Annotated in this window: 19 protein-coding genes and 1 pseudogene; 19 read left to right on the top strand and 1 reads right to left on the bottom strand. The window is 54.6% G+C overall.

Going from position 1 to position 21,409, the window contains the following annotated elements; translation table 11 throughout:
- Positions 1-190: 190 nt before the first annotated feature.
- The 10 genes from VL129_RS05910 to pseI all read left to right on the top strand — a co-directional run bounded on the left by VL129_RS05910 (position 191) and on the right by pseI (position 10,624).
- The gene (locus VL129_RS05910) at positions 191-1,639 is read left to right on the top strand and encodes an MBL fold metallo-hydrolase (RefSeq protein WP_325411056.1); all 1,449 of its coding nucleotides are present in this window, start codon (positions 191-193) and stop codon (positions 1,637-1,639) included.
- Positions 1,640-1,729: 90 nt separating this feature from the next.
- On the top strand, positions 1,730-2,248 hold the full coding sequence (gene rfaH, locus VL129_RS05905; RefSeq protein WP_325411055.1) for a transcription/translation regulatory transformer protein RfaH: 519 nt from the start codon (positions 1,730-1,732) through the stop codon (positions 2,246-2,248).
- A 331-nt stretch (positions 2,249-2,579) separates the two neighbouring features.
- A complete protein-coding gene (locus tag VL129_RS05900) occupies positions 2,580-3,746 on the top strand; it encodes a nucleotide sugar dehydrogenase (RefSeq protein WP_325411053.1) in 1,167 nt (388 codons plus the stop codon).
- A gap of 36 nt (positions 3,747-3,782) precedes the next feature.
- Positions 3,783-5,036 carry a lipopolysaccharide biosynthesis protein gene (locus tag VL129_RS05895; RefSeq protein WP_325411051.1) on the top strand — a complete coding sequence of 418 codons (1,254 nt, stop codon included), beginning with the start codon at positions 3,783-3,785 and terminating at the stop codon, positions 5,034-5,036.
- A 24-nt stretch (positions 5,037-5,060) separates the two neighbouring features.
- A complete protein-coding gene (pseB, locus tag VL129_RS05890) occupies positions 5,061-6,059 on the top strand; it encodes a UDP-N-acetylglucosamine 4,6-dehydratase (inverting) (RefSeq protein ID WP_325411049.1) in 999 nt (332 codons plus the stop codon).
- Between the two features lie 4 nt (positions 6,060-6,063).
- A complete protein-coding gene (gene pseC, locus VL129_RS05885; RefSeq protein WP_325411047.1) occupies positions 6,064-7,224 on the top strand; it encodes a UDP-4-amino-4,6-dideoxy-N-acetyl-beta-L-altrosamine transaminase in 1,161 nt (386 codons plus the stop codon).
- Complete coding sequence (gene pseF, locus VL129_RS05880; protein WP_325411045.1) at positions 7,221-7,913, top strand: pseudaminic acid cytidylyltransferase; 693 nt, start codon at positions 7,221-7,223, stop codon at positions 7,911-7,913. Before pseC ends, pseF begins: the two co-directional genes overlap by 4 nt.
- Positions 7,914-7,915: 2 nt before the next feature.
- Positions 7,916-9,019, top strand: coding sequence for a UDP-2,4-diacetamido-2,4,6-trideoxy-beta-L-altropyranose hydrolase (pseG, locus tag VL129_RS05875; RefSeq protein ID WP_325411043.1), 1,104 nt, complete (start codon positions 7,916-7,918; stop codon positions 9,017-9,019).
- 37 nt (positions 9,020-9,056) lie between these two features.
- Positions 9,057-9,539 carry a UDP-4-amino-4,6-dideoxy-N-acetyl-beta-L-altrosamine N-acetyltransferase gene (pseH, locus tag VL129_RS05870; protein ID WP_325411277.1) on the top strand — a complete coding sequence of 161 codons (483 nt, stop codon included), beginning with the start codon at positions 9,057-9,059 and terminating at the stop codon, positions 9,537-9,539.
- 11 nt (positions 9,540-9,550) lie between these two features.
- Positions 9,551-10,624 carry a pseudaminic acid synthase gene (gene pseI, locus VL129_RS05865; protein WP_325411040.1) on the top strand — a complete coding sequence of 358 codons (1,074 nt, stop codon included), beginning with the start codon at positions 9,551-9,553 and terminating at the stop codon, positions 10,622-10,624.
- 131 nt (positions 10,625-10,755) lie between these two features.
- Here the strand turns inward: pseI and VL129_RS05860 are convergent.
- Positions 10,756-11,124, bottom strand: a pseudogene (locus VL129_RS05860) (IS30 family transposase); the annotation flags it as partial.
- 157 nt (positions 11,125-11,281) lie between these two features.
- Between VL129_RS05860 and VL129_RS05855 the strand changes: the two are divergent.
- The 9 genes from VL129_RS05855 (at position 11,282) to rfbD (ending at position 21,264) form a co-directional block, all read left to right on the top strand.
- The gene (locus VL129_RS05855; RefSeq protein ID WP_325411038.1) at positions 11,282-12,619 is read left to right on the top strand and encodes a hypothetical protein; all 1,338 of its coding nucleotides are present in this window, start codon (positions 11,282-11,284) and stop codon (positions 12,617-12,619) included.
- A gap of 455 nt (positions 12,620-13,074) precedes the next feature.
- The gene (locus VL129_RS05850; protein WP_325411036.1) at positions 13,075-14,001 is read left to right on the top strand and encodes a hypothetical protein; all 927 of its coding nucleotides are present in this window, start codon (positions 13,075-13,077) and stop codon (positions 13,999-14,001) included.
- A gap of 18 nt (positions 14,002-14,019) precedes the next feature.
- Positions 14,020-15,162, top strand: coding sequence for a glycosyltransferase family 4 protein (locus VL129_RS05845; RefSeq protein ID WP_325411034.1), 1,143 nt, complete (start codon positions 14,020-14,022; stop codon positions 15,160-15,162).
- A gap of 12 nt (positions 15,163-15,174) precedes the next feature.
- Positions 15,175-16,302 (top strand): DUF1972 domain-containing protein, encoded by a 1,128-nt coding sequence (locus VL129_RS05840; RefSeq protein ID WP_325411032.1) that lies wholly within the window; start codon positions 15,175-15,177, stop codon positions 16,300-16,302.
- 55 nt (positions 16,303-16,357) lie between these two features.
- The gene (locus VL129_RS05835; RefSeq protein ID WP_325411030.1) at positions 16,358-17,761 is read left to right on the top strand and encodes a mannose-1-phosphate guanylyltransferase/mannose-6-phosphate isomerase; all 1,404 of its coding nucleotides are present in this window, start codon (positions 16,358-16,360) and stop codon (positions 17,759-17,761) included.
- Positions 17,762-17,814: 53 nt separating this feature from the next.
- Positions 17,815-18,879: a dTDP-glucose 4,6-dehydratase gene (gene rfbB / locus VL129_RS05830; RefSeq protein ID WP_325411029.1), complete on the top strand. Its 1,065-nt coding sequence runs from the start codon at positions 17,815-17,817 to the stop codon at positions 18,877-18,879.
- Positions 18,876-19,754, top strand: a complete 879-nt coding sequence (gene rfbA, locus VL129_RS05825) for a glucose-1-phosphate thymidylyltransferase RfbA (RefSeq protein ID WP_325411027.1) — start codon at positions 18,876-18,878, stop codon at positions 19,752-19,754. The genes rfbB and rfbA overlap by 4 nt, the downstream gene beginning before the upstream one ends.
- Positions 19,755-19,848: 94 nt before the next feature.
- Positions 19,849-20,385 carry a dTDP-4-dehydrorhamnose 3,5-epimerase gene (gene rfbC / locus VL129_RS05820; RefSeq protein ID WP_325411024.1) on the top strand — a complete coding sequence of 179 codons (537 nt, stop codon included), beginning with the start codon at positions 19,849-19,851 and terminating at the stop codon, positions 20,383-20,385.
- A 3-nt stretch (positions 20,386-20,388) separates the two neighbouring features.
- On the top strand, positions 20,389-21,264 hold the full coding sequence (gene rfbD, locus VL129_RS05815; protein WP_325411022.1) for a dTDP-4-dehydrorhamnose reductase: 876 nt from the start codon (positions 20,389-20,391) through the stop codon (positions 21,262-21,264).
- The last annotated feature ends 145 nt before the right edge of the window (positions 21,265-21,409 follow it).

The raw sequence follows: 21,409 nt of genomic DNA, 5'->3' as shown, positions 1-21,409 counted from the left end.
GGAACAGGAACCGTAGGGTGGACAACGTCGTTCTTGTCCACCATCGCGCCGCAAGGCGCGTTCGGTGGCCAGAATCGCACTGACCGCCCAACGTGATCCCTGTCGCTCTCGCTCCCCCTTGATGTTGGGATTTTGACGCGCCGGCATTACCATGCCGGCCCCTCGATGGCTGTTAAAGGACTAGCGCGCCATGCAGTACCCGCAGATTCTCCATCATGGCGCCCGGGACGGCGTCACCGGCTCCTGTCACCAGCTCAACATGGATGACCAGCACGGTCTGCTGATCGACTGCGGCCTGTTCCAGGGCGCGGAAACCTCCGCCGAAGGCAGGGCCGGTGCCGACAACCTCGCCATCGACTTCCCCCTCGACGGCATCCGCGCCCTGGTTGCCACCCATGTGCACATCGACCACGTCGGGCGCATTCCCTGGCTGCTGGCGGCCGGCTTCAAGGGGCCGATCCTGTGCAGCGAGCCGTCCGCCAAGCTGCTGCCCATCGTGCTGGAAGACGCCTTCCGGCTCGGCGTCAGCCGCGACCAGAAACAGGTCGAGCGCTACCTGAAGCTCATCGAACAGCGCCTGATCGCCTTGCCCTACAACACCTGGTTCACCCTGGCGGACCAGCCGCAACTGAACGCCCGCATCCGCCTGCAGCGCGCCGGCCACATCCTCGGTTCGGCCTACGTTGAGATCGACCTGCATTACCCGCAGCGCCAGCACCGCGAGCGGGTGCTGTTCTCCGGCGACCTGGGCGCGCCCCACGCGCCACTGCTGCCGGCACCCAAGTCGCCCTATCGCGCCGACACCCTGGTGATCGAAAGCACCTACGGCGACCGCCTCCACGAGGATCGCCGGAGTCGCCGCCAGCGTCTGGAGGCGGTGATCGAGCGCGCCCTGGCCGATGGCGGCAGCGTGCTGATTCCCGCCTTCAGCATCGGCCGCACCCAGGAACTGCTCTACGAGCTGGAAGACATCATCCATCGCAAGGCCCGGCAAACCACGCGTCGGGAACCGGCTGCCCCGCCCGGTACTCCAATCGATTGGCCGCAGTTGCCGATTATTCTCGACTCGCCACTGGCCAGCCGCTTCACCATTGCCTATCGCGAGCTGCAGCCGTTCTGGGATCAGGAAGCCTTGCGCCGGGTCCGGACAGGCCGCCGACCGCTGGCGTTCGAGCAACTGATCACCGTGGATAGCCACAACGAACATGAACGCATGGTCCAGCACCTGACCCGCACGGCCCGCCCGGCCATCGTCATCGCCGGCAACGGCATGTGCTCGGGCGGGCGCATCGTCAATTACCTCAAGGCCATGCTCGGCGACGCACGACACAACGTGCTGTTCGTCGGCTACCAGGCGCGCGGCACGCCCGGCAACGCCATCCAGAGCCACGGACCGCGCGGCGGCTACGTGGACCTGGACGGCGAGCGCGTCGACATCCGCGCCGGCATCGACACCCTGGGCGGCTACTCGGCGCATGCCGATCAGCAGGGGCTGGTCAATTTCGTGACCCGCATGCGGCGTTGGCCCTCTCATATTCGCCTCGTGCACGGCGAGCGCGAGGCTCGGCGGCAACTGGCTGACGTGCTGCGCCAGCGCTATAAGGCGCGACAAGTCGACCTGGAAATAGTGATGGAGTAGGCGTTCTTTTTCGGTAGAATCCCGGCCGGCATGCGATGCCTCCGCATGGCAAGTAAGGCCCTCTGGATGGGGGCAACAGGTGTTATGGACATGAACTCGCTTCAGCACGCAGGTATCGACACGGCCGCTGCAACAGCCTGGTACCTCGTTCACTGCAAGCCCCGCCAGGACGAGCGCGCCGAAGAGCACCTCGCCAGGCAGGGCTATTGCTGCTATCGCCCGCGCTTGCCCCGCGAGCGGCTGCTGCGTGGCCGGCGGCAAACAGTGGTGGAGTCCCTGTTTCCCGGTTACCTCTTCATCCAGCTGCAGCCCGACGCCAACTGGGCGCCGCTGCGCTCCACCCGCGGCGTCAGTCGCCTGGTGAGCTTTGGTGGCTACCCGTTGCAGGTCTCCGACCAGCTTATCGACTCCCTTCAGCAACGCGCCCAGCACGAGCCGCAGCCCCTGCTGCAGCCCGGCGACCCGGTGCGCATCGTGGAAGGCACCTTTGCCGAACTGGACGCCATTTTCCTCAGCATGGACGGTGAAGAACGCGTGGTGCTGCTGATGAATCTGCTCAATCGTGAACAGAAACTGACCCTGCCCCTGGCCAGCGTGCGCAAGGGCTAAAGAAGAAACGTACCTCGTAGGAGCGGCTTCAGCCGCGACGCATGATGTTTGTAGGGCCGGCTTTACGCCGGCCAGCGTAAGTGGGGAACGGCTCAAGCCGCCAAGACCGCGGAGGAATCCGTACCTGCAGACGCACCGGCCTCCAGGCCAAATATCCGGCGGCACAGCTCTTGCCTGTAGCGCCGCGCATATCTTTCGTTCTCAGGAAACCGACGGTAAATCCTGGGGCGGTAGCGTGTCTTGGCACGCCTGACAACGAACTGTAGGAGCGGCTTCAGCCGCGATCAAAGGCAACACATCCCCAGTGGGATGAAACCCCTAGAGCGTTTAGATGAACATCACCATCGCCGGAACCGGCTACGTCGGTCTTTCCAATGCCGTTCTCCTGGCGCAGCACAACAAGGTCATCGCCCTGGATGTCGTTCAGGCCAAGGTCGACCTGATCAACGACCGCATGTCGCCCATCGAAGACAGCGAGATCGAGCGCTACCTCGCTGAAAAGAACCTGGATCTGCGCGCCACCCTCGACAAGCACGAGGCCTACCGCGACGCGCAGTTCGTCATCATCGCCACGCCGACCGACTACGACCCGCAGACCAACTTCTTCAACACCCGCAGCGTCGAGTCGGTGATCGAGGACGTGCTGGCGATCAATCCGAGCGCGGTCATGGTGATCAAATCCACCGTGCCGGTCGGCTATACCCAGAGCGTGCGCGAGAAATACCACACCCAAAACATCCTTTTCTCGCCGGAATTCCTGCGTGAAGGCCGCGCGCTGTACGACAACCTCCACCCTTCGCGCATCATCGTCGGCGAGCGCTCCGAGCGGGCCGAGACCTTCGCCCGCCTGCTACAGCAGGGTGCCGTCAAGCAAGACATCCCCACCCTGTATACCGACAGCACCGAAGCCGAAGCCATCAAGCTGTTCGCCAACACCTATCTGGCCATGCGCGTGGCCTATTTCAACGAGCTGGACACCTACGCCGAAACCCATGGCCTGGACACCCGGCAGATCATCGAGGGCGTCGGCCTCGACCCGCGCATCGGCACGCACTACAACAACCCCAGCTTCGGTTACGGCGGCTACTGCCTGCCCAAGGACACCAAGCAACTGCTGGCCAATTACGCCGATGTGCCCAGCACCCTGATCCGCGCCATCGTCGACGCCAACACCACACGCAAGGACTTCATCGCCGAGTCTATCCTCAAGCGCAACCCGAAGGTGGTGGGCATCTACCGCCTGGTGATGAAGTCCGGCTCCGACAACTTCCGCGCCTCGGCCATTCAGGGCGTGATGAAGCGCATCAAGGCCAAGGGCGTGGAAGTGGTGATCTACGAGCCCGTGTTGGAAGACGACAGCTTCTACAACTCGCGAGTCATCCGCGACCTGGATGAGTTCAAGCGCATCAGCGACGTCATCATCGCCAACCGCCAGGCCGACGCCTTGCAGGATGTGCCGGAAAAGATCTACACCCGCGACCTGTTCGGCAGGGATTAGGATGATATCCAAGGCCAAACACCAACTGACCGACGCATGATCCCGCATCGCCTGCTCAACATTGCGCTGCGGGGCATGACCCTGGGCAGCAAGTTCCTGCTGATCTTCTTCCTGGCGAGATTCCTCGAGCCGGCGGAGCTGGGACTGTATGGCTTGCTCGTCGCGACGATCGGTTACGCGCTGTACCTGCTGGGGTTGGATTTCTACACCTACTCGACCCGGGAAATCCTCAAGCGCGAGCGCAACGAGTGGGGCGGGCTGCTGAAAAGCCAGGGGGCCCTCACCCTGGTGCTTTACGCCCTGTTCATTCCGCTGCTGTTGCTGATTTTCGTGGCGGGAACGCTGCCCTGGTATCTGGCCTTCTGGTTCTTCGTGCTGCTGGTGCTGGAGCACCTCAACCAGGAACTCATGCGGTTGCTGATCGCGATATCGGATCAACTGATGGCCAGCGTGGTGCTGTTCCTGCGCTCAGGAGCCTGGGCGGTCGCGGTGGTGCTGCTGATGTTCATCCAGCCCGAATTGCGGACTCTGCAAACGATACTGGCTGCCTGGACGCTCGGCGGGCTGCTGGCGGTATTGCTGGCGGTGTGGCGGCTGAGTCGCCTGGGCCTTTCCGGCTGGCGAAGCAAGGTAGATTGGCGCTGGATTCGCCAGGGCATAAAGGTAGCCGCCCCGTTGCTGGTGGCTACCCTGGCGGTACGCGCCTTGTACACGCTGGACCGGTACTGGCTGGACGCGCTGGCCGGGCTTGAAGTGCTGGGCGCCTATGTGCTGTTCATGGGAATTGCCAACGCCATGCTGTCCTTTCTGGATGCAGGCGTTTTCGCCTTCAGCTATCCGAAACTGATCACTGCGTTCCAGCAGGCCAGTTCCGCTGAGTTCCGACAGGAGTTGAAGCGTTTGCTGGTGCATACGCTGGTGCTGTCCTGTGTCTTTGCGGGCATGGCCCTGCTGCTGATCGACCCCCTGTTGCACTGGCTGGGCAAGCCGCTCTATCTCGAGCAGAAGGCGATGTTTCCCTGGGTTCTTCTGGGGACCTTCCTGTATGCGCTGGGCATGGTTCCCCACTATGGCCTGTACGCTCAGAATCGCGATCGGCCGATCATTCAAAGTCATATCGCCAGCCTGGTCGTCTTCGTTGCAGCCACCTGGCTGTTTTCGCAGACCTGGCCGCAGCTTGCCGTTCCGCTCGGCCTTTGCCTGGCATTTGTTTCCATCGCGCTCTGGAAGTCGTACGCCTTCTTCAGGCTGACCCCCGCGCAGTACTACTCACCTCAGCTTGAACGTTGATCTTCAGAAAAAGGTATTTCTCGCATGTTCGAAAATTCAACCATCCTCGTCACCGGCGGCACTGGCTCCTTCGGCAATACCTTCGTGCCGATGACCCTGGCCAAGTACAACCCGAAGAAGATCATCATCTTCTCGCGTGACGAGATGAAGCAGTGGGACATGGCCAAGAAGTTCCAGGGCGACAAGCGCGTGCGCTTCTTCATTGGCGACGTGCGTGACAAAGATCGCCTGTACCGCGCCCTGGATGGCGTCGACTATGTCGTCCATGCCGCCGCCACCAAGATTGTGCCGACCGCTGAATACAACCCCTTCGAGTGCGTCAAGACCAACGTGATGGGCGCCATGAACCTGATCGATGCCTGCATCGACAAGAAGGTGAAAGGCGTCGTCGCCCTGTCCACCGACAAGGCCAGCAGCCCGATCAACCTGTACGGCGCCACCAAGCTGACCTCCGACAAGCTGTTCGTGGCCGGCAATTCCTATTCCGGCGAACACGGCACCCGCTTCTCGGTGGTGCGCTACGGCAACGTGATGGGCTCGCGTGGTTCGGTCATCCCGTTCTTCATGTCCATCAAGGACAAGGGCGTGCTGCCCATCACCGACGAGCGCATGACCCGTTTCATGATCTCCCTGGAAGAGGGCGTGGAACTGGTCTGGCACGCCTTCCAGGACATGGTGGGTGGCGAGATCTACGTCAAGAAGATCCCCTCCATGAAGGTGACCGACCTCGCCCGCGTGGTGGCTCCGGATGCCCGCCAGGAGATCGTCGGCATTCGCCCCGGCGAGAAACTGCACGAGCAGATGATCAGCGCCGAGGACTCCTACTACACCTACGAGTACCCGGAACACTTCAAGATCCTGCCCACCATCCACAACTGGGGCGTCTGCGAGAAGCGCATCAAGGACGGCACCAAGGTTCCGGAAGGTTTCGTCTACGCCAGCGACAACAACACCGAATGGATGAGCGACGCCCAGCTGCAAGCCTGGATCGACGCCAACCGCGAAAAGATCGGGAGCATCTGAAGTCATGATCCCCTACGGTCGCCAGGACATCAGCCAGGCCGATATCGATGCGGTGCTGGATGTACTGAAATCCGATTTCCTCACCCAGGGTCCGCAGGTGCCGCGCTTCGAACAGTGCGTGGCCCAACATGTGGGCGCCAGCCATGCGCTGGCAGTGAACAGCGCCACCTCGGCGCTGCACATTGCCTGCCTGGCGCTGGGGCTTGGCCCCGGCGACCGTCTGTGGACCACGCCGATCACCTTCGTGGCCTCGGCCAACTGCGGGCTGTATTGTGGCGCCGCAGTCGATTTCGTTGATATCGACCCGCGCACCTATAACCTCTGCCCGCAAGCTTTGGCACGCAAGCTGGAGCAGGCCGAGCGGGAGGGCAAACTGCCCAAGGTGGTAGTGGCGGTGCACTTGTGTGGCCAGCCGTGCGATATGCAGGCCATCCATGCTCTGGCACAACGCTACGACTTCAGGATCATTGAAGACGCCTCCCATGCCATCGGCGGCAAGTACCGAGGCGAGTTCATCGGCAACTGCCGCTACAGCGACATCACCGTCTTCAGTTTCCACCCCGTCAAGATCATCACCACCGCCGAAGGCGGTATGGCGCTGACCAACGATGCCGAGTTGGCGAACAAGATGGCGCTGCTGCGCAGTCACGGCATTACCCGTGACCCGGCGCAGATGACCCACGAGGCCGATGGCCCCTGGTACTACCAGCAGATCGATCTGGGCTTCAACTACCGGATGACCGAACTGCAGGCCGCCCTCGGCAACAGCCAGATGGAGCGCCTGGACGCGTTCGTGGCGCGTCGTCACCAGTTGGCCAGCCGCTATGACGACCTGCTCGCCGATCTGCCGGTCACCACCCCCTGGCAGCATCCGGACAGCTACTCCGGTCTGCACCTGTATGTCATTCGCCTGCAACTGGACAAGATCACCAGAACCCATCGCCAGGTGTTCGAAGCCCTGCGCGAGCAGGGTATCGGCGTGAACCTGCACTACATCCCGGTGCACACCCAGCCGTATTACCAGCGCATGGGCTTCCGTCAGGGTGACTACCCCGAAGCCGAACGCTACTACACCGAAGCCATCAGTCTGCCGATGTTCCAGACCATGACCGAGGCGCAGCAGGATGCAGTCGTGGCAGCCGTGCGCAAGGCAGTAGCAGCATGAAACTGGCGATCATCCCGGCCCGGGGCGGCAGCAAGCGGATACCCCGCAAGAACATCAAACCGTTCTGCGGCAAGCCGATGATCGCCTGGTCCATCGAAGCAGCCCTGGATAGCGGCTGCTTCGACCGTGTCATCGTCTCGACGGACGATGAGGAGATTGCCGAGGTGGCTCGCCAGTACGGCGCCGAGGTTCCGTTCATGCGGCCGCTCGAGCTGTCCGATGACCATACTGGAACCATTCCGGTGATCCGGCATGCCATCGAGATGATCAATAGCGAAGGTCGTGTCGTGGAACAGGCCTGCTGCCTGTATGCCACTGCGCCCTTCATTCGCGCCGAAGATCTGCAACGCGGGCTGGAGATCCTGCAGGGTAGCGGGGGCGATTACGCGTTCTCGGTCACCAGCTATGCCTTCCCCATCCAGCGTGCCATTCGCCTCACGCCTGAGGGCAGAGTGGAAATGTTCAACCCCGAACATTTCAGCACCCGCTCGCAAGATCTTGAAGAGGCTTATCACGATGCCGGCCAGTTCTATTGGGGCCGTGCCGATGCCTGGCTGCAGGGCAAGATGATCTTCAGTCCAGCGTCGCTGCCGGTGATGCTGCCGCGCCATCGGGTCCAGGACATCGACACGCCGGAAGACTGGGTGCGAGCCGAATGGTTGTTCAAAGCCATGCAGGCGCAGGGCTAAGAATGAACGTCGTTTTCCGCGCCGATGCCTCCTTGCAGATCGGTACCGGCCATGTGATGCGCTGCCTGACCCTGGCCGATGCACTTGTTGCGCGCGGGGCGAACTGCCAGTTCATCAGCCGCGCACACCCAGGCAACCTGATCGAGTTCGTCCGCAGCCGAGGCTACATCGTCCATGCCCTGCCGGAATCGCCCGCAGGCATCGAAGCGGACCTGCGTGCGGACCCGGCGCAATCGGTTGCGCATAGCCACTGGCTGGGTGTCACCCAGGCACAGGACGCCGAAGCCTGCGCGGCCATCCTTGCCGAGCTGCAGCCGGATTGGCTGATCATGGACCACTACGCGCTGGATGCCCGCTGGGAGCGAGCCCTCAAACCGTATTACCGGCGGCTAATGGTCATCGACGATCTGGCTGACAGGCCGCACGAAAGCGACCTGCTGCTGGATCAGACCTATTCCCGCAAGACTGACGATTATCGCGCCTGGGTCCCGGCCAGTTGCCGCCTGCTGTGCGGCTCGCAGTACGCCTTGCTACGCCCGGAATTCGCCGCGCTGCGCCCCTATAGCCTGCAGCGCCGTGCCGAACCGCAACTGCGCCAGTTGCTGATCACCATGGGCGGTGTCGACAAGGACAACGCCACCGGCCAGGTGCTCGAAGCACTGCGTTCATGCGCGCTCCCGGTGGATTGCCGAATCTCCGTGGTGATGGGCGCAACCGCGCCCTGGCTGAATGAGGTGGAGCGGTTGGCTCAGAACATGCCATGGCCAACGCAGGTAAAGGTTGGCGTCAGAGACATGGCGCAACTCATGGCTGACAGTGACTTGGCGATAGGGGCGGCGGGGGCTACTTCCTGGGAGCGCTGCTGTCTTGGCCTGCCAACGATCATGGTTGTGCTAGCCGATAACCAGCACCAGGTTGCCCAAGGTCTTGAGCAGGCGGGCGCTGCGCAGGTTATTGAGTCAACACAGAGCATTGCCCGCCATCTACTCAGTCGGCTCATTCCATTGATTGAATCTCCAATGCTGCTAAAAACCATGAGCCAGTCCGCTTGCGATATCGTCGATGGAAAGGGTATCGATACTGTTATCCAGCATCTGGAGTTCTGACGTGACCCTATCCACCACCCACCAGTCGGTACGCCCGATGGTCGTCTCTGATCTCGAAAGGGTATTGGCTTGGCGCAATCATCCCGAAGTCCGACGTTATATGTACACCCAGCACGAAATTACACTGGAAGAGCATAGCCGTTGGTTCGAGCGAGCCACACAGGACCGCAGTCGGCACTTGTTGATCTTTGAGAACGACGCCGCTCCCCTAGGCTTCATAAATATCCATCAGATAGCCACGGGCGGGATAGCGGACTGGGGCTTCTACGCAGCACCAGACGCACCAAAAGGGACGGGGCGACAACTTGGGCAAGCCGCATTACAGTATGCCTTCCAGGGTGCTGGCCTTCATAAGCTCTGCGGTCAGGCACTTGGCTATAACGAAAAGTCGATTCAGTTTCATTTGAGTCTGGGATTCACGCAGGAAGGCATCCTGCGGCAGCAACATTTCGACGGCCAGCATTATCACGATGTGGTGTGCTTCGGCCTGCTTGCCAGCGAATGGCAAAAGAACCATTGAGAACGAACTCCATGCACAAAATTCCGAGCATCAGCATCGCGGGCCGCAGAATTGCAGCCGATATGCCTCCCTATATCATTGCCGAACTCTCCGCCAACCATAACGGCCGTTTGGAAACTGCGCTGAAGATTATCGAGGAAGCCAAGAAAGCTGGTGCCGATGCGATCAAGTTGCAGACGTACACGGCGGATACGATCACGCTTAACTGCGACTCTGAAGAGTTTCAGATCCACGGCGGTCTGTGGGACGGAAAGACCCTCTATCAACTCTATAAAGAAGCTCACATGCCCTGGGAGTGGCACAAGCCGCTATTCGAGCATGCCCGCAAGCACGAAATCACGATTTTCAGCTCGCCCTTCGACAATACGGCCGTCGATCTGCTGGAAGATCTCAATGCGCCTGCCTACAAGATTGCCTCCTTCGAGGCCGTCGACCTGCCATTGATCAAGTATGTAGCCAGCACTGGCAAGCCAATGATTATCTCGACTGGAATGGCGGACGCCGAGGAAATCCAGGAAGCCATCGACGCCGCACGTGAAGGCGGTTGCAAGGAGCTGGCGATTCTCCATTGCGTTAGTGGATACCCGGCTCCGGCGGAGGATTACAATCTGCGCACAATCCCCGATATGATGCAGCGCTTCGGGTTGGTTACGGGACTTTCCGACCACACCTTGGACAACACCACGGCCATCGCCAGCGTTGTACTGGGCTCCTCGATCATCGAAAAACATTTCACGCTTGATCGCAGTGGCGGCGGCCCAGACGATAGCTTCTCGCTTGAACCTGCCGAGTTAGCAATGCTTTGTCGTGACAGCAAGATAGCATGGGCGGCTCTTGGTAAAGTGGACTACGGACGAAAATCCAGTGAGCAGGGAAATGCAAAATTCCGCCGCTCATTATACTTTGTTAAAGATTTAAAGGCTGGCGACGTAATTACAGAGGATTCGATACGTAGCGTACGGCCGGGTTTTGGCTTGGCGCCAAAATACAAAAGCATTATTTTGGGTAAGAAAGTTTCTCGAGATGTCTACAGAGAAACCGCAGTGATAAGTGATGTCATAGTGGATTCGTCGGTAAATTTATAAGCGAATAGCTAGAGGCCGATACGGCTTTCAGGTGGCCTGGGCTGTTAACATCCGTTTTCTTAACGTGGACTATCTTATTTTGAAGATTTTTGAAGGAAGAGGGGCGGATGCAGAAACTGAGTGCAACACAGTCATTGAATTGAAGCCGGAGCATCATGCCGCATAGCGATCGCTTTCTGCACGACCTCGCTCATGACTTCGATCGGGCACTTGTAGTCGAAGCGCTTGCGGGGGCGCATGCTCAATTGCAGGGCAATGGCATCCAGTTCCTCCTGGCTGTGTACCGACAGGTCCGTGTTCTTGGGCAGGTACTGACTCAGTCCATTGATGTTCTCGTTGCTGCCGCTCTGCCAAGGGCTGTGCGGATCGCAGAAATAAATCGCCACCCCCATCCTGCGTCAGTTTGCGTGCCGCGCCATCTCCCGGCCTTGGTCGTGGGTCATGCTCTTTCGCATCACCAGCGGCATGCGATTGAGTGCCGCGCTGAAGCCCCCTTGAGCCAAGAGCGTTTGATCTAGATTAAATATAGATTCGTCTGGCTGTTACCTGCATGGGGACGATTTTTTGGGAGATTAAGTCCCAGATGCGCTGAAGTTCATAATTAATTTGTAGTCCTGTAACATATGAAATTCCATTAATATAGCTGGGCGTATAGCTATGAATATCTGTTTCGTTGCGAACTTTTATAAGACTTATTTTTTTCATGAGGTTGCAAAGTGTCTTGAAAAGCAAGATGTAAATATTTTCTGGATCGTGGTTAATCGCAAGCTTTTTGATTTTCTATGCAATCACTACCCAAAAGAAAGAATCCTCTACATAAACAAGCTAAATAGCAAGTCTCGGCAACCAATTATCAGTGAATTTAAATTAAATGAACTTATTTATGGGGATCGCGTATTGCGTTACGAGGGTCGGTGGGCAAAAGATTATTTGAGAAATATCCAAAAGCCGTTCTCCGACTTTGTAAAAGAAAATTGTATTAAGTTTGTGTTTGGAGAGACTACGTGGGCGCATGAAATTCTGTTTCATAGATTATTGGATTGCAATAAAGATATGGGTGCCCAATATTTGTGTCCGCACACCATTCGTATTCCTAACGGAAGGTTTGCATTCTTTAAAGACGAGTATCAATCTGAATTTTATGAGGTGGGTTCATCATTAAATTATAGAGGGGAGCAAGTATCTTTCGAGGTGGCTAAGCCGGATTACCTGAAAATTAATGATAAAAGAGTAAGTGCGGCTCGTAGTTTTAAATCGAGAGTAGATAGAGTTCGGAGGTACATCACTCGCGAAAATATAGATCCACTTGATCCCACTGTGACAGTAAGTCGTTGGGTATCCTTTCGGAAAAATGCTTCCGAGGAGTTGAATAGAGATTTGATTCGATTTGTTAATTTTTACAAGTTCACTGAACAGCTTTCTCGGCAAAAATACATATTTATCGCGTTACACAAACAGCCCGAAGCTTCTATTGACGTAATCGGTCGGTATTATGACGACCAATTTTCCAATATATTAAACGTGTGGAGGGGTCTCCCAGATGGCTGGAAATTGCTTGTTAAAGAGCACTCTAATGCCATAGGAGATCGATCTTTAGCTTTTTACCGAAATATATCGAGACTCGCTGATGTTATCCTGATAGATCCAAAAGAGGACTCCCATTCTTTGATAAGGAATGCAAATTTTGTTATAACTGTTTCGGGAACAGTTGCTTACGAAGCGGCGCTTCTTGGAGTTAAAGCGCTTACTTTTTCGCCATGTTTTTTCAACAAATTTTCGATGTGCAAAAAACTGGATCTGGAGCTATTGAGAACTTCTAGTTTGCTTGAGGTTGAGCTTGAAGCTGGCAATGATTGTGAAGTTAAGAATTATATAGTTTCTAATAGTTTCTGTGGGAAAATTGGGGATCCCAACTCCGATCCTTCTTGTGTGGATCCTGATAACATAAAAAATGTTGCTGATTCTTTTATTAAACTGCTGGGCTTAGGCGGATGACTAACGATTCTTTGCCGCTTCAGGGTGCGCGGCCAGTGTTCCGCGCGCCGTGGTTTTTTTTATATATCTCTCTTTTCTGTTTAAGCTACGCTAGCTTATATATCCACAAGCCGCTAGCGCCCATCTTAAATGCCATAATACTATTCTCTTCTTATTGGATTTTACTAATAAATAACAAATTCTACCCTGTGGTGTTTCTGATTGTCTTTTCGAAATGTCTGAATGGGTTTATTGTATTCGGAAATTCCGCTGCGTATAGTTTATTCAATTTTCTTTCTGGATATTTGCCGCTAGCATTATATTTATTAAGAAACTTCAGTGTTAGCAGGTGCTCCTTCGAGGTTAAGCTTTTTCGTAAGTATTGGCTTACTGCTATTTATATAATATTTCTGCTTATCTACATGTTGCCCAGCCCTTTAACGAGTGCTCAGTACTTTTTTCCTAGGGTTGTGCCGATGCTAATGCTATTCGGAACGCTAGTTTTTTTAAAAGGCCCGCTTCAAGGAAAAGAGCTTATCTTGTTTTTTAGATTCTTGTTTTTGACGGCGATTTTTTTGTATTTCACGGAAAATTATTTGGATCTATCTTATGATCTGCTTGCAAGCGGGGACGTTTTTTCTAAGCCGGTTGAGGGTCAGTCTTTAGTCTTATTTGGTATCCCACGTATGCTGGGGCCTTTTTGGGATTTTAGAATACAAGGAATATTTGGCGTTTTGTATCTATTGATTGCCATAGTTAGTCCAGATTATAAATTTAAAAAGATCGATATCATTATTGCTTCGCTTGCCGTGATACTAAGTATGTCAAGAGGCGCGATGGTGCTTTGGGCCTGCGTGATCTTGGGAGCATCCCTATATCACTCAAAAACATTACCTAGTGTAGTTTTTAGATTGTTGGGATTATTCTTGGTGGGTGTTATCTCTATTGTCTCATATTCAATGTTTGGGGGGGATGAGGCAAAAAAAACGTTGAGTTCTTTTAATATATTGTCCGAAGATGGAAATGCACTTTCTCAACGGGGTGGCTTTAAGGATTACTCCATTAATTCTTTCTTTGAAAATCCCTTGGGGCGAGGTATTGGCTTTCTAAAATCCGATTTGATAGACAGAAATGTGCTTGTTGGTGAGGTGTATTATAAAAAAGTCTCGGATGCTTTCATTTATATTCAAATGGCAGAGGTTGGTTTTCTGGGCTTTATCTTCTTCATACTTTCTCTTTTTGAACTTTTATTCAAAAGGACTATGTTCGGGCTTATGTTCTTGGTAGGCTTTTTAATTCAAATGACAGGCACTGATGTCCCTGATATGGGGGTGCATTATTTCGTTATTCTGCTGCTGGCTACGGCTTTCTTGCCGGAGCGTACGGTTTTGCGTCAAGAATAGTTAAGGACCGAGGCATCGATGAAAGATTCCACAAAAAAAATAAGCCCTTCCGTTGGAGTGGATTTCCATGCTTACGATGGTATTTATCAGGGGAGCAGAAGTCATGTAATAGCATTGTTTAAATTGGTTGTTTGCATTTTGCCAGAAGTTCGCTTCTTCTTTTTTCTGGATAAGGTTGAAAATCTACTGAGCGAGCATCCAGAGTTTAATAGGGGTAATGTAACTTTAGTGCGCATGCGGCCCTGTTCTGGAGTTGTTAGGCTTTTCATTAAGCTGCCATGGCTTAGGTTTAAAAATAAAATATCTCTGCTTCACACCCAGTATAGAATTCCTATTTATCCACTGGGTGATTGCGCTTGTACAATACATGATGTTCTCTTTGAAACCCATCCGGAGTATTTTCCAAAGTTGTTCACGTGGCAGTCAAAATTTTTGTTTAGGTACGCCGCGCGGAACTCTAAATTATTATTTACGGTAAGCGAGTATTCCAGGTCGGAAATTTCGCGTTGCTACTCAATAAGCCCTGAGAAAATTAAAGTTATTTATAACGGTGTGGATCGCAGTCGATTTCATCCTGATAAGAATATAGATCCGGAAGGCGTGCTGGCGAAATTTGGTCTTGTCTCGTCTAATTATATTTTGACAATTGGCAGGCTAGAGCCGAGAAAAAATCACTTGCGCTTGATTGAGGCGTATTCGAAGATCGGAGAAAACGCTCCTCCGCTTGTTTGCGTTGGCCAAAAGGATTTTGGCTATGATTCAGCGCTTGCGGCTGCAGAAAAGTTTGGCATTTCAGCTAAGGTAATTTTTCTAGAAAATGTCAACGACGATGTATTGCCAATCCTGCTCCGGAATGCCAGGCTTTTTGTTTTTCCTGCCATTGCTGAAGGATTTGGAATGCCGGTAGTCGAGGCCTTAGCTAGCGGCGTTCCAGTCATCACGAGCAGCACCACTTCGTTAATTGAAGTGGCAGGCAGAGCTGCGGAGCTCGTAGACCCACTAGATGTAGAGAGCATAGCTAATGGGATGAAAAGAATTTTATCAGGAGAAATTAAAGTCGATCAGTTGCGCTCTTGCGGTTTAAAGCATATCGATAAATTTGATTGGAGAGTCTCTGCTGAGATTCTTGCTGATTCGTATAGAAAGTATTTCTCACTCTGAATGGTACCGGGCTTGAAGTTGAAATTATCTATATTAGGGATTCGCGGTATACCCGCATCGCATGGTGGATTCGAGACTTTTGCTGAGCGCCTAGCGCTTCATCTGGTGGCCCGAGGATGGAGCGTAACTGTTTATTGTCAAGAGGAAGGTGTCGGGAATATTACTGAAAGCAAATGGCGAAATATTCACCGTATTCATGTTCCTGTGAAACAAACTGGTGCGCTTGGCACTGTCCTATTTGATCTTCGTGCTATTCTACATGCACTAAAAAGCGATGGGTTATTTTTAACGCTGGGATATAATACGGCTATTTTTAATGCTTTTCAGCGATTGAAAGGACAGATCAATATAATTAACATGGATGGAATTGAGTGGCGGCGCGAAAAATGGGGGGCATTGGCAAAAGCTTGGTTCTGGATTAATGAGCGTCTAGGCTGCTGGATAGGCAATCATCTCGTGGCCGATCATCCCAAAATAAAAGAGCACTTGGCTACGCGTGTACATGGATCGAAAATTTCTATGATCCCCTATGGTGGAGATGAAATTCGCTTTGCCGATGTTGAAATTCTTAAACGGTTTGGGGTAGAACCTGATCAATTCTCCGTGATTATTGCTCGCCCGGAACCTGAAAATTCGTTTCTAGAAATGGTGCGGGCGTTTAGTCGTCAACGACGAGATCATAAGTTGATAGTTTTGGGGAATTTTACTCCAGGCGTCAATGAGTTTCATCGTTTGGTGGTGGAAGCCGCCAGTGATGAGGTTATCTTTCCTGGCGCTATCTATGACTCGGCAGTTATTCAGGCTTTACGTTTTTTTAGTCGATTTTACCTGCATGGGCATCGTGTTGGCGGGACTAATCCATCTTTAGTTGAAGCCTTGGGGGCAGGGTGTGCAATTATTGCACATGACAATCCATTTAATCGGTGGGTCTCTGGTTCGGGCGCCCTTTATTTTAAAGATGAGACTAGTCTTGCTTCGCTATTTGAGCGAATGTTGGCGGTGGATGATATTTCAATAAAAAATATGAAAGATGCTAGTCGCGCCAGGTTTAACGAATGTTTTACCTGGGAAAGTATTTTACACGAATACGAAGTTCTTCTATCTGCCTGGCATCCGATGGGTAGTAAAAAAGACTCATAGCTTATTATGCTTTTGAAGCTATTATTTTTTTCTTTAGAGATAGGGCACCAATAGTATGATTTACCCAATCATTATGGCTGGTGGTTCCGGTTCGCGGCTATGGCCTCTGTCGCGCCATCTCAATCCGAAGCAATTTTTGGAGTTGGGCGAAATGGGGAAATCTATGCTCCAGGCCGCAATAATTCGTTTGCAGGGGCTCGATATCTCCCCGCCCTGCTTAATATGTAATGAACAACACCGTTTTTTAGCAGCCGAGCAGCTCCGTCAGCTGGGTATGGAGCAAGCCGCCATTATGCTAGAACCGGCAGGTAGGAATACTGCTCCGGCAATTGCTTTAGCTGCATTGCAGGCCGTCGAGGTGGGTGATCCAATCCTTCTGGTGCTGGCTGCTGATCATTTGATTCAAGATGTAGCCGCGTTCCACGTCAGCGTTCGTGCTGCCCAAGTTTTGGCGGAAGCAGGCAAGCTAGTTACTTTTGGGGTCGTACCAACGCATCCCGAAACAGGCTATGGCTACATTGAAAAGGGTGCTCCGGTTGGGGCCGGATTTGCTGTAAGTCGTTTCGTAGAAAAGCCCGATATACATACAGCGCAAGAATATTTGCGTGGCGGGAATCACCTATGGAATAGCGGGATGTTTATGTTTCGGGCTAGTCGCTACCTTGCGGAGCTGGAGCGTTTTCACCCTGAAATTCTGGCAGCATGCAGGAGTGCTTTGGCAGGCGGTACCCAAGATATGCATTTCACTCGTATTGATAGTAAGGCTTTTTTGGCTTGCCCCGATAAATCGATTGATTATGCAGTTATGGAGAGAACGACTGAGGCGGTGATGGTTCCTTTGGATGCGGGCTGGAGTGATATCGGCTCTTGGTCGGCGCTTTGGGATGTAGGTATAAAAGACGAGGCCGGCAACGTCTTCAAGGGTGATGTGATAGGCATCAAGACGACTAATTCGTATGTGCATGGTGACAGCCGTCTAATCACAACTTTGGGGGTCGATGACCTAGTGGTTGTCGAGACGAAAGACGCCGTTCTCGTAGCGAGGAAATCGGAAGTCCAAGACGTTAGAATGATTGTGGAGCGGCTAAAGGCGGAAGATCGCAATGAGCATCTCAATCATCGAGAGGTATATCGGCCTTGGGGTGTCTATGAAGCTGTCGACAATGGTCATCGCTATCAGGTTAAACGGATTACAGTTAACCCAGGTGCAAAGCTCTCAGTTCAAATGCACCACCATCGGGCTGAACATTGGATTGTGGTCAGTGGAACTGCCAAGGTGACTAATGGTGATAATACATATTTGGTTGCCGAAAATCAGTCTACGTATATACCTGTTGGGCAGGTTCACTCCTTGGAAAATCCTGGGGTGATCCCCCTTGAAGTGATTGAGGTCCAATCCGGATCGTATTTGGGTGAAGATGATATCGTTCGTTTCGACGATAAGTATGGGAGAATCTAAAGGGTTGGTTTTTCTACTTGCATTTTTTGTTTTTAAATATTGACAGGTTTGTTATGTCTAAGGCTATTTTGGTTACCGGTGGGGCCGGCTTTATTGGTTCTGCTGTTGTGCGCTTTTTGATTGATAATACTGATTATAAAATCGCCTGCCTCGATAAGCTGACTTATGCAGGTAATCTCGAGTCATTAATCTCAGTTTCTTCTTCGCCGAGGTATACTTTTTATCGGGAAGATATTTGTGATGCAGAAGCATTGAAAAGAGTTTTCGTCGAGTTCCAGCCGACAGCGGTGATGCATCTGGCAGCCGAGTCCCATGTGGATCGCTCCATCGATGGGCCTGCTGACTTTATTCAAACCAATATCGTCGGTACCTACACGTTGCTGGAAGCTGCACGGCGCTATTGGAACGCTCTTGAGCCTGAGTCGAAAGCGTCCTTCCGCTTCCATCACATCTCCACGGATGAGGTGTATGGCGATCTGGAAGGCACCGATGATCTGTTCACCGAAACCACGCCTTACGCCCCCAGCTCTCCCTATTCGGCCTCCAAGGCCAGTTCCGATCATCTGGTACGTGCCTGGCAGCGGACCTACGGGCTGCCGACCCTCGTCACCAACTGCTCGAACAATTACGGCCCCTATCATTTCCCCGAGAAGCTGATTCCACACATGATTCTCAACGCCCTGGCGGGCAAGCCGCTGCCGGTGTATGGCGATGGCTCACAGGTTCGTGACTGGCTGTATGTGGAAGACCATGCCCGCGCGCTGGTCGAGGTGGTGACCCGTGGCGAAATCGGCGAGACGTACAACATTGGTGGCCACAACGAGAAGCGCAACCTTGAAGTCGTCGAGACCATTTGTGCGCTGCTGGACGAGTTGAAGCCCGCTGCCGATGGTCGTTCCTATAAGGAGCTGATTACCTTCGTGAAGGACCGGCCGGGGCATGATCGTCGCTATGCCATCGATGCCTCGAAGATCGAGCGCGAGCTGGGCTGGAAACCACAGGAAACCTTCGAGAGCGGTATCCGCAAGACGGTGCAGTGGTATCTGGATAATCGCCAGTGGTGGGAGCGTGTCTTGAACGGCAGCTATCAACTGGGTCGTTTGGGAGAGAAGGCATGAAGGGCATCATTCTGGCCGGCGGCTCTGGCACCCGTCTGCATCCGATCACGCGCGGCGTGTCCAAGCAGCTGTTGCCGATCTACGACAAGCCGATGATCTACTACCCGTTGTCAGTGCTGATGCTGGCCGGGATCCGTGAGATCCTGGTGATCTCCACCCCCGACGATCTGCCGAACTTTCGCAAGTTGCTCGGCGATGGTTCGGATTTCGGCATTTCCTTGAGTTATGCCGAGCAGCCTTCGCCGGATGGGCTGGCCCAGGCATTCCTGATCGGCGAGGAGTTCATCGGCGACAGCAGCGTTTGCCTGATCCTCGGTGACAACATCTTCTACGGCTACGGTTTCAGCGCCATGCTGCGCGAGGCTGCCAGCCGCAAGAATGGCGCCACCGTGTTCGGCTATCACGTGACCGATCCCGAACGCTTCGGGGTCGTTGAGTTCGATGCCAGTGGCAAGGCTGTCTCCATTGAGGAGAAGCCCAAGGCGCCCAGATCCAACTATGCGGTTACCGGGCTGTATTTCTACGACAACTCGGTGGTGGAAATCGCCAAGCAGGTGAAGCCCTCGCCACGTGGCGAGCTGGAGATCACCGATGTGAACAACGCCTACCTCCAGCGCGGTGATCTGCATGTCAGCCTGTTGGGTCGCGGCTTTGCCTGGCTGGATACCGGTACCCATGATTCGCTGATGGAGGCCAGCCACTTCGTGCAGACCATCGAGGCGCGACAGGGGTTGAAGGTGGCGTGCCTGGAGGAAATTGCCTACCACCAGGGGTGGCTGAGCAAGGAGCAGCTGGTCCGACAGGCTGAAGCCTTGAGCAAGACGGGGTATGGGCAGTATTTGCAGCGGTTGTTGGTGATGCCGCCCGCTCTCTGAGCGGTCGGGTTGTATGGGGATTCGGCTCCATCGGCCGGGATAACCCGGCCCTACAGGTGACGACGCCGGCTTCGTCGCGGGCAGGAGTACAGTTTTGAAGGTTATTGAAACGAAGCTTCCCGGGGTGCTGATCATTGAGCCCAACGTATTTGGGGATCATCGCGGGTTCTTTCTGGAAACGTTCCAGGTCGAGCGCTATCGCGAGGCGGGGATCGATCTGCCGTTCGTTCAGGACAACCATTCTCGCTCGCAGCGGGGGGTTCTGCGTGGGCTGCATTTCCAGAAGTCTCGTCCGCAGGGCAAGCTGGTCAGCGTGGCCCGTGGGGCGGTGTACGACGTAGCCGTGGATATTGATCCGGCATCGCCAACCTGCGGGCAGTATGTGGGCGTCGAACTGAACGACGAGAACCACCGCCAGCTCTGGGTTCCACCGGGCTATGCCCATGGTTTCTGTGTGCTCAGTGACGTTGCCGACTTCTGTTACAAGTGCACCGATCTGTACTTCCCCGAGGATGAAGGCGGGCTGCTCTGGAATGATCCTGAGGTGGGTATTCCGTGGCCGATCGACACACCGCAACTGTCCGCCAAGGACCAGCAGAACCCGAGCCTGCGCCAGCTGTTGGAGAGGTAAGCGATGCGGGTACTGATAACTGGCGCTCGTGGTCAGGTGGGTTACGAGCTGTTGCGTCTGGCGCCCGAAGGTTGCGAAGTGGTTGGCCTGGGTTCAACTGAACTGGATATCGGCGATGCCTCGGCAGTAGGGCGGGAAATTGATCGCTTGCGGCCGCAGTTGATCATCAACGCGGCAGCCTATACGGCAGTCGATAAGGCCGAGTCCGAACCCGGGCGTGCCTATGCGGTAAACCGGGACGGCCCTGCAAACCTGGGGCGTGCCGCCGAGCAACTGGGCATTCCCGTGCTGCATATTTCCACCGACTATGTGTTTGCCGGCGATGCCACAACGCCCTACCGGGAAAGTGATTCCACGGGCCCGACCGGTGTGTACGGTGCCAGCAAGCTGGCTGGCGAGCAGGCGTTGGCTGATGCCTGTTCCCGGCATCTGATCCTGCGGACCAGTTGGGTATTTGGCGCCCACGGCAACAACTTCGTGAAAACCATGCTGCGGCTGGGGCGCGAGCGGAGCGAGCTTTCGGTGGTGGCGGACCAGCAAGGTTGCCCAACCTCCGCAGCCAGTATTGCCCGGGCCCTGTGGGCATTGGCGGAGCAGTACCGGCTAGAGGGCAAGTTGCGTTGGGGGCTGTATCACTACAGCGGCACGCCGGCGTGCTCCTGGCATGCATTTGCCGTGGAGATCTTCCAGCAGGCCCAGCAGGCCGGAGTGCTGGCGCGGCAGCCCGTTGTGCATGCCATCACCACCGCGCAGTATCCAACTCCGGCCAGGCGACCGGCCAGCTCGGTGCTGGATTGTTCGTTGCTTCGGCAGGCTCATGGTATTGAACCTGCGGATTGGCGAGTCGAGTTGGAAGCGGTTTTGGCCGAGCTGTCGTGAGGGCTGATCTTGCCCAGTTCCAGTGGACACCCCGTTAAGCGATAAACTGCGACGAGGTGAACCATGGCAAGACCCATAAATCCGATGAAGCAAACTCGTACCCGTCATTCCCAGGCCTACAAGGACGAAGCCCTGGCGCTGGCCG

The sequence above is a fragment of the Pseudomonas sp. genome (assembly GCF_035497915.1).
GTDB lineage: Bacteria > Pseudomonadota > Gammaproteobacteria > Pseudomonadales > Pseudomonadaceae > Serpens.
Note: the sequence above shows the minus strand (reverse complement) of the source record. Positions and strands in the feature narration are given on the sequence as shown.

Excerpts from the sequence above, each read along its gene's own strand:
- VL129_RS05910 (WP_325411056.1), top strand. The coding sequence starts at position 191 with ATGCAGTACCCGCAGATTCTCCATCATGGCGCCCGGGACGGCGTCACC.
- rfaH (WP_325411055.1), top strand. The coding sequence starts at position 1,730 with ATGAACTCGCTTCAGCACGCAGGTATCGACACGGCCGCTGCAACAGCC.
- VL129_RS05900 (WP_325411053.1), top strand. The coding sequence starts at position 2,580 with ATGAACATCACCATCGCCGGAACCGGCTACGTCGGTCTTTCCAATGCC.
- VL129_RS05895 (WP_325411051.1), top strand. The coding sequence starts at position 3,783 with ATGATCCCGCATCGCCTGCTCAACATTGCGCTGCGGGGCATGACCCTG.
- pseB (WP_325411049.1), top strand. The coding sequence starts at position 5,061 with ATGTTCGAAAATTCAACCATCCTCGTCACCGGCGGCACTGGCTCCTTC.
- pseC (WP_325411047.1), top strand. The coding sequence starts at position 6,064 with ATGATCCCCTACGGTCGCCAGGACATCAGCCAGGCCGATATCGATGCG.
- pseF (WP_325411045.1), top strand. The coding sequence starts at position 7,221 with ATGAAACTGGCGATCATCCCGGCCCGGGGCGGCAGCAAGCGGATACCC.
- pseG (WP_325411043.1), top strand. The coding sequence starts at position 7,916 with ATGAACGTCGTTTTCCGCGCCGATGCCTCCTTGCAGATCGGTACCGGC.
- pseH (WP_325411277.1), top strand. The coding sequence starts at position 9,057 with ATGGTCGTCTCTGATCTCGAAAGGGTATTGGCTTGGCGCAATCATCCC.
- pseI (WP_325411040.1), top strand. The coding sequence starts at position 9,551 with ATGCACAAAATTCCGAGCATCAGCATCGCGGGCCGCAGAATTGCAGCC.
- VL129_RS05855 (WP_325411038.1), top strand. The coding sequence starts at position 11,282 with ATGAATATCTGTTTCGTTGCGAACTTTTATAAGACTTATTTTTTTCAT.
- VL129_RS05850 (WP_325411036.1), top strand. The coding sequence starts at position 13,075 with ATGCTAATGCTATTCGGAACGCTAGTTTTTTTAAAAGGCCCGCTTCAA.
- VL129_RS05845 (WP_325411034.1), top strand. The coding sequence starts at position 14,020 with ATGAAAGATTCCACAAAAAAAATAAGCCCTTCCGTTGGAGTGGATTTC.
- VL129_RS05835 (WP_325411030.1), top strand. The coding sequence starts at position 16,358 with ATGATTTACCCAATCATTATGGCTGGTGGTTCCGGTTCGCGGCTATGG.
- rfbB (WP_325411029.1), top strand. The coding sequence starts at position 17,815 with ATGTCTAAGGCTATTTTGGTTACCGGTGGGGCCGGCTTTATTGGTTCT.
- rfbA (WP_325411027.1), top strand. The coding sequence starts at position 18,876 with ATGAAGGGCATCATTCTGGCCGGCGGCTCTGGCACCCGTCTGCATCCG.
- rfbD (WP_325411022.1), top strand. The coding sequence starts at position 20,389 with ATGCGGGTACTGATAACTGGCGCTCGTGGTCAGGTGGGTTACGAGCTG.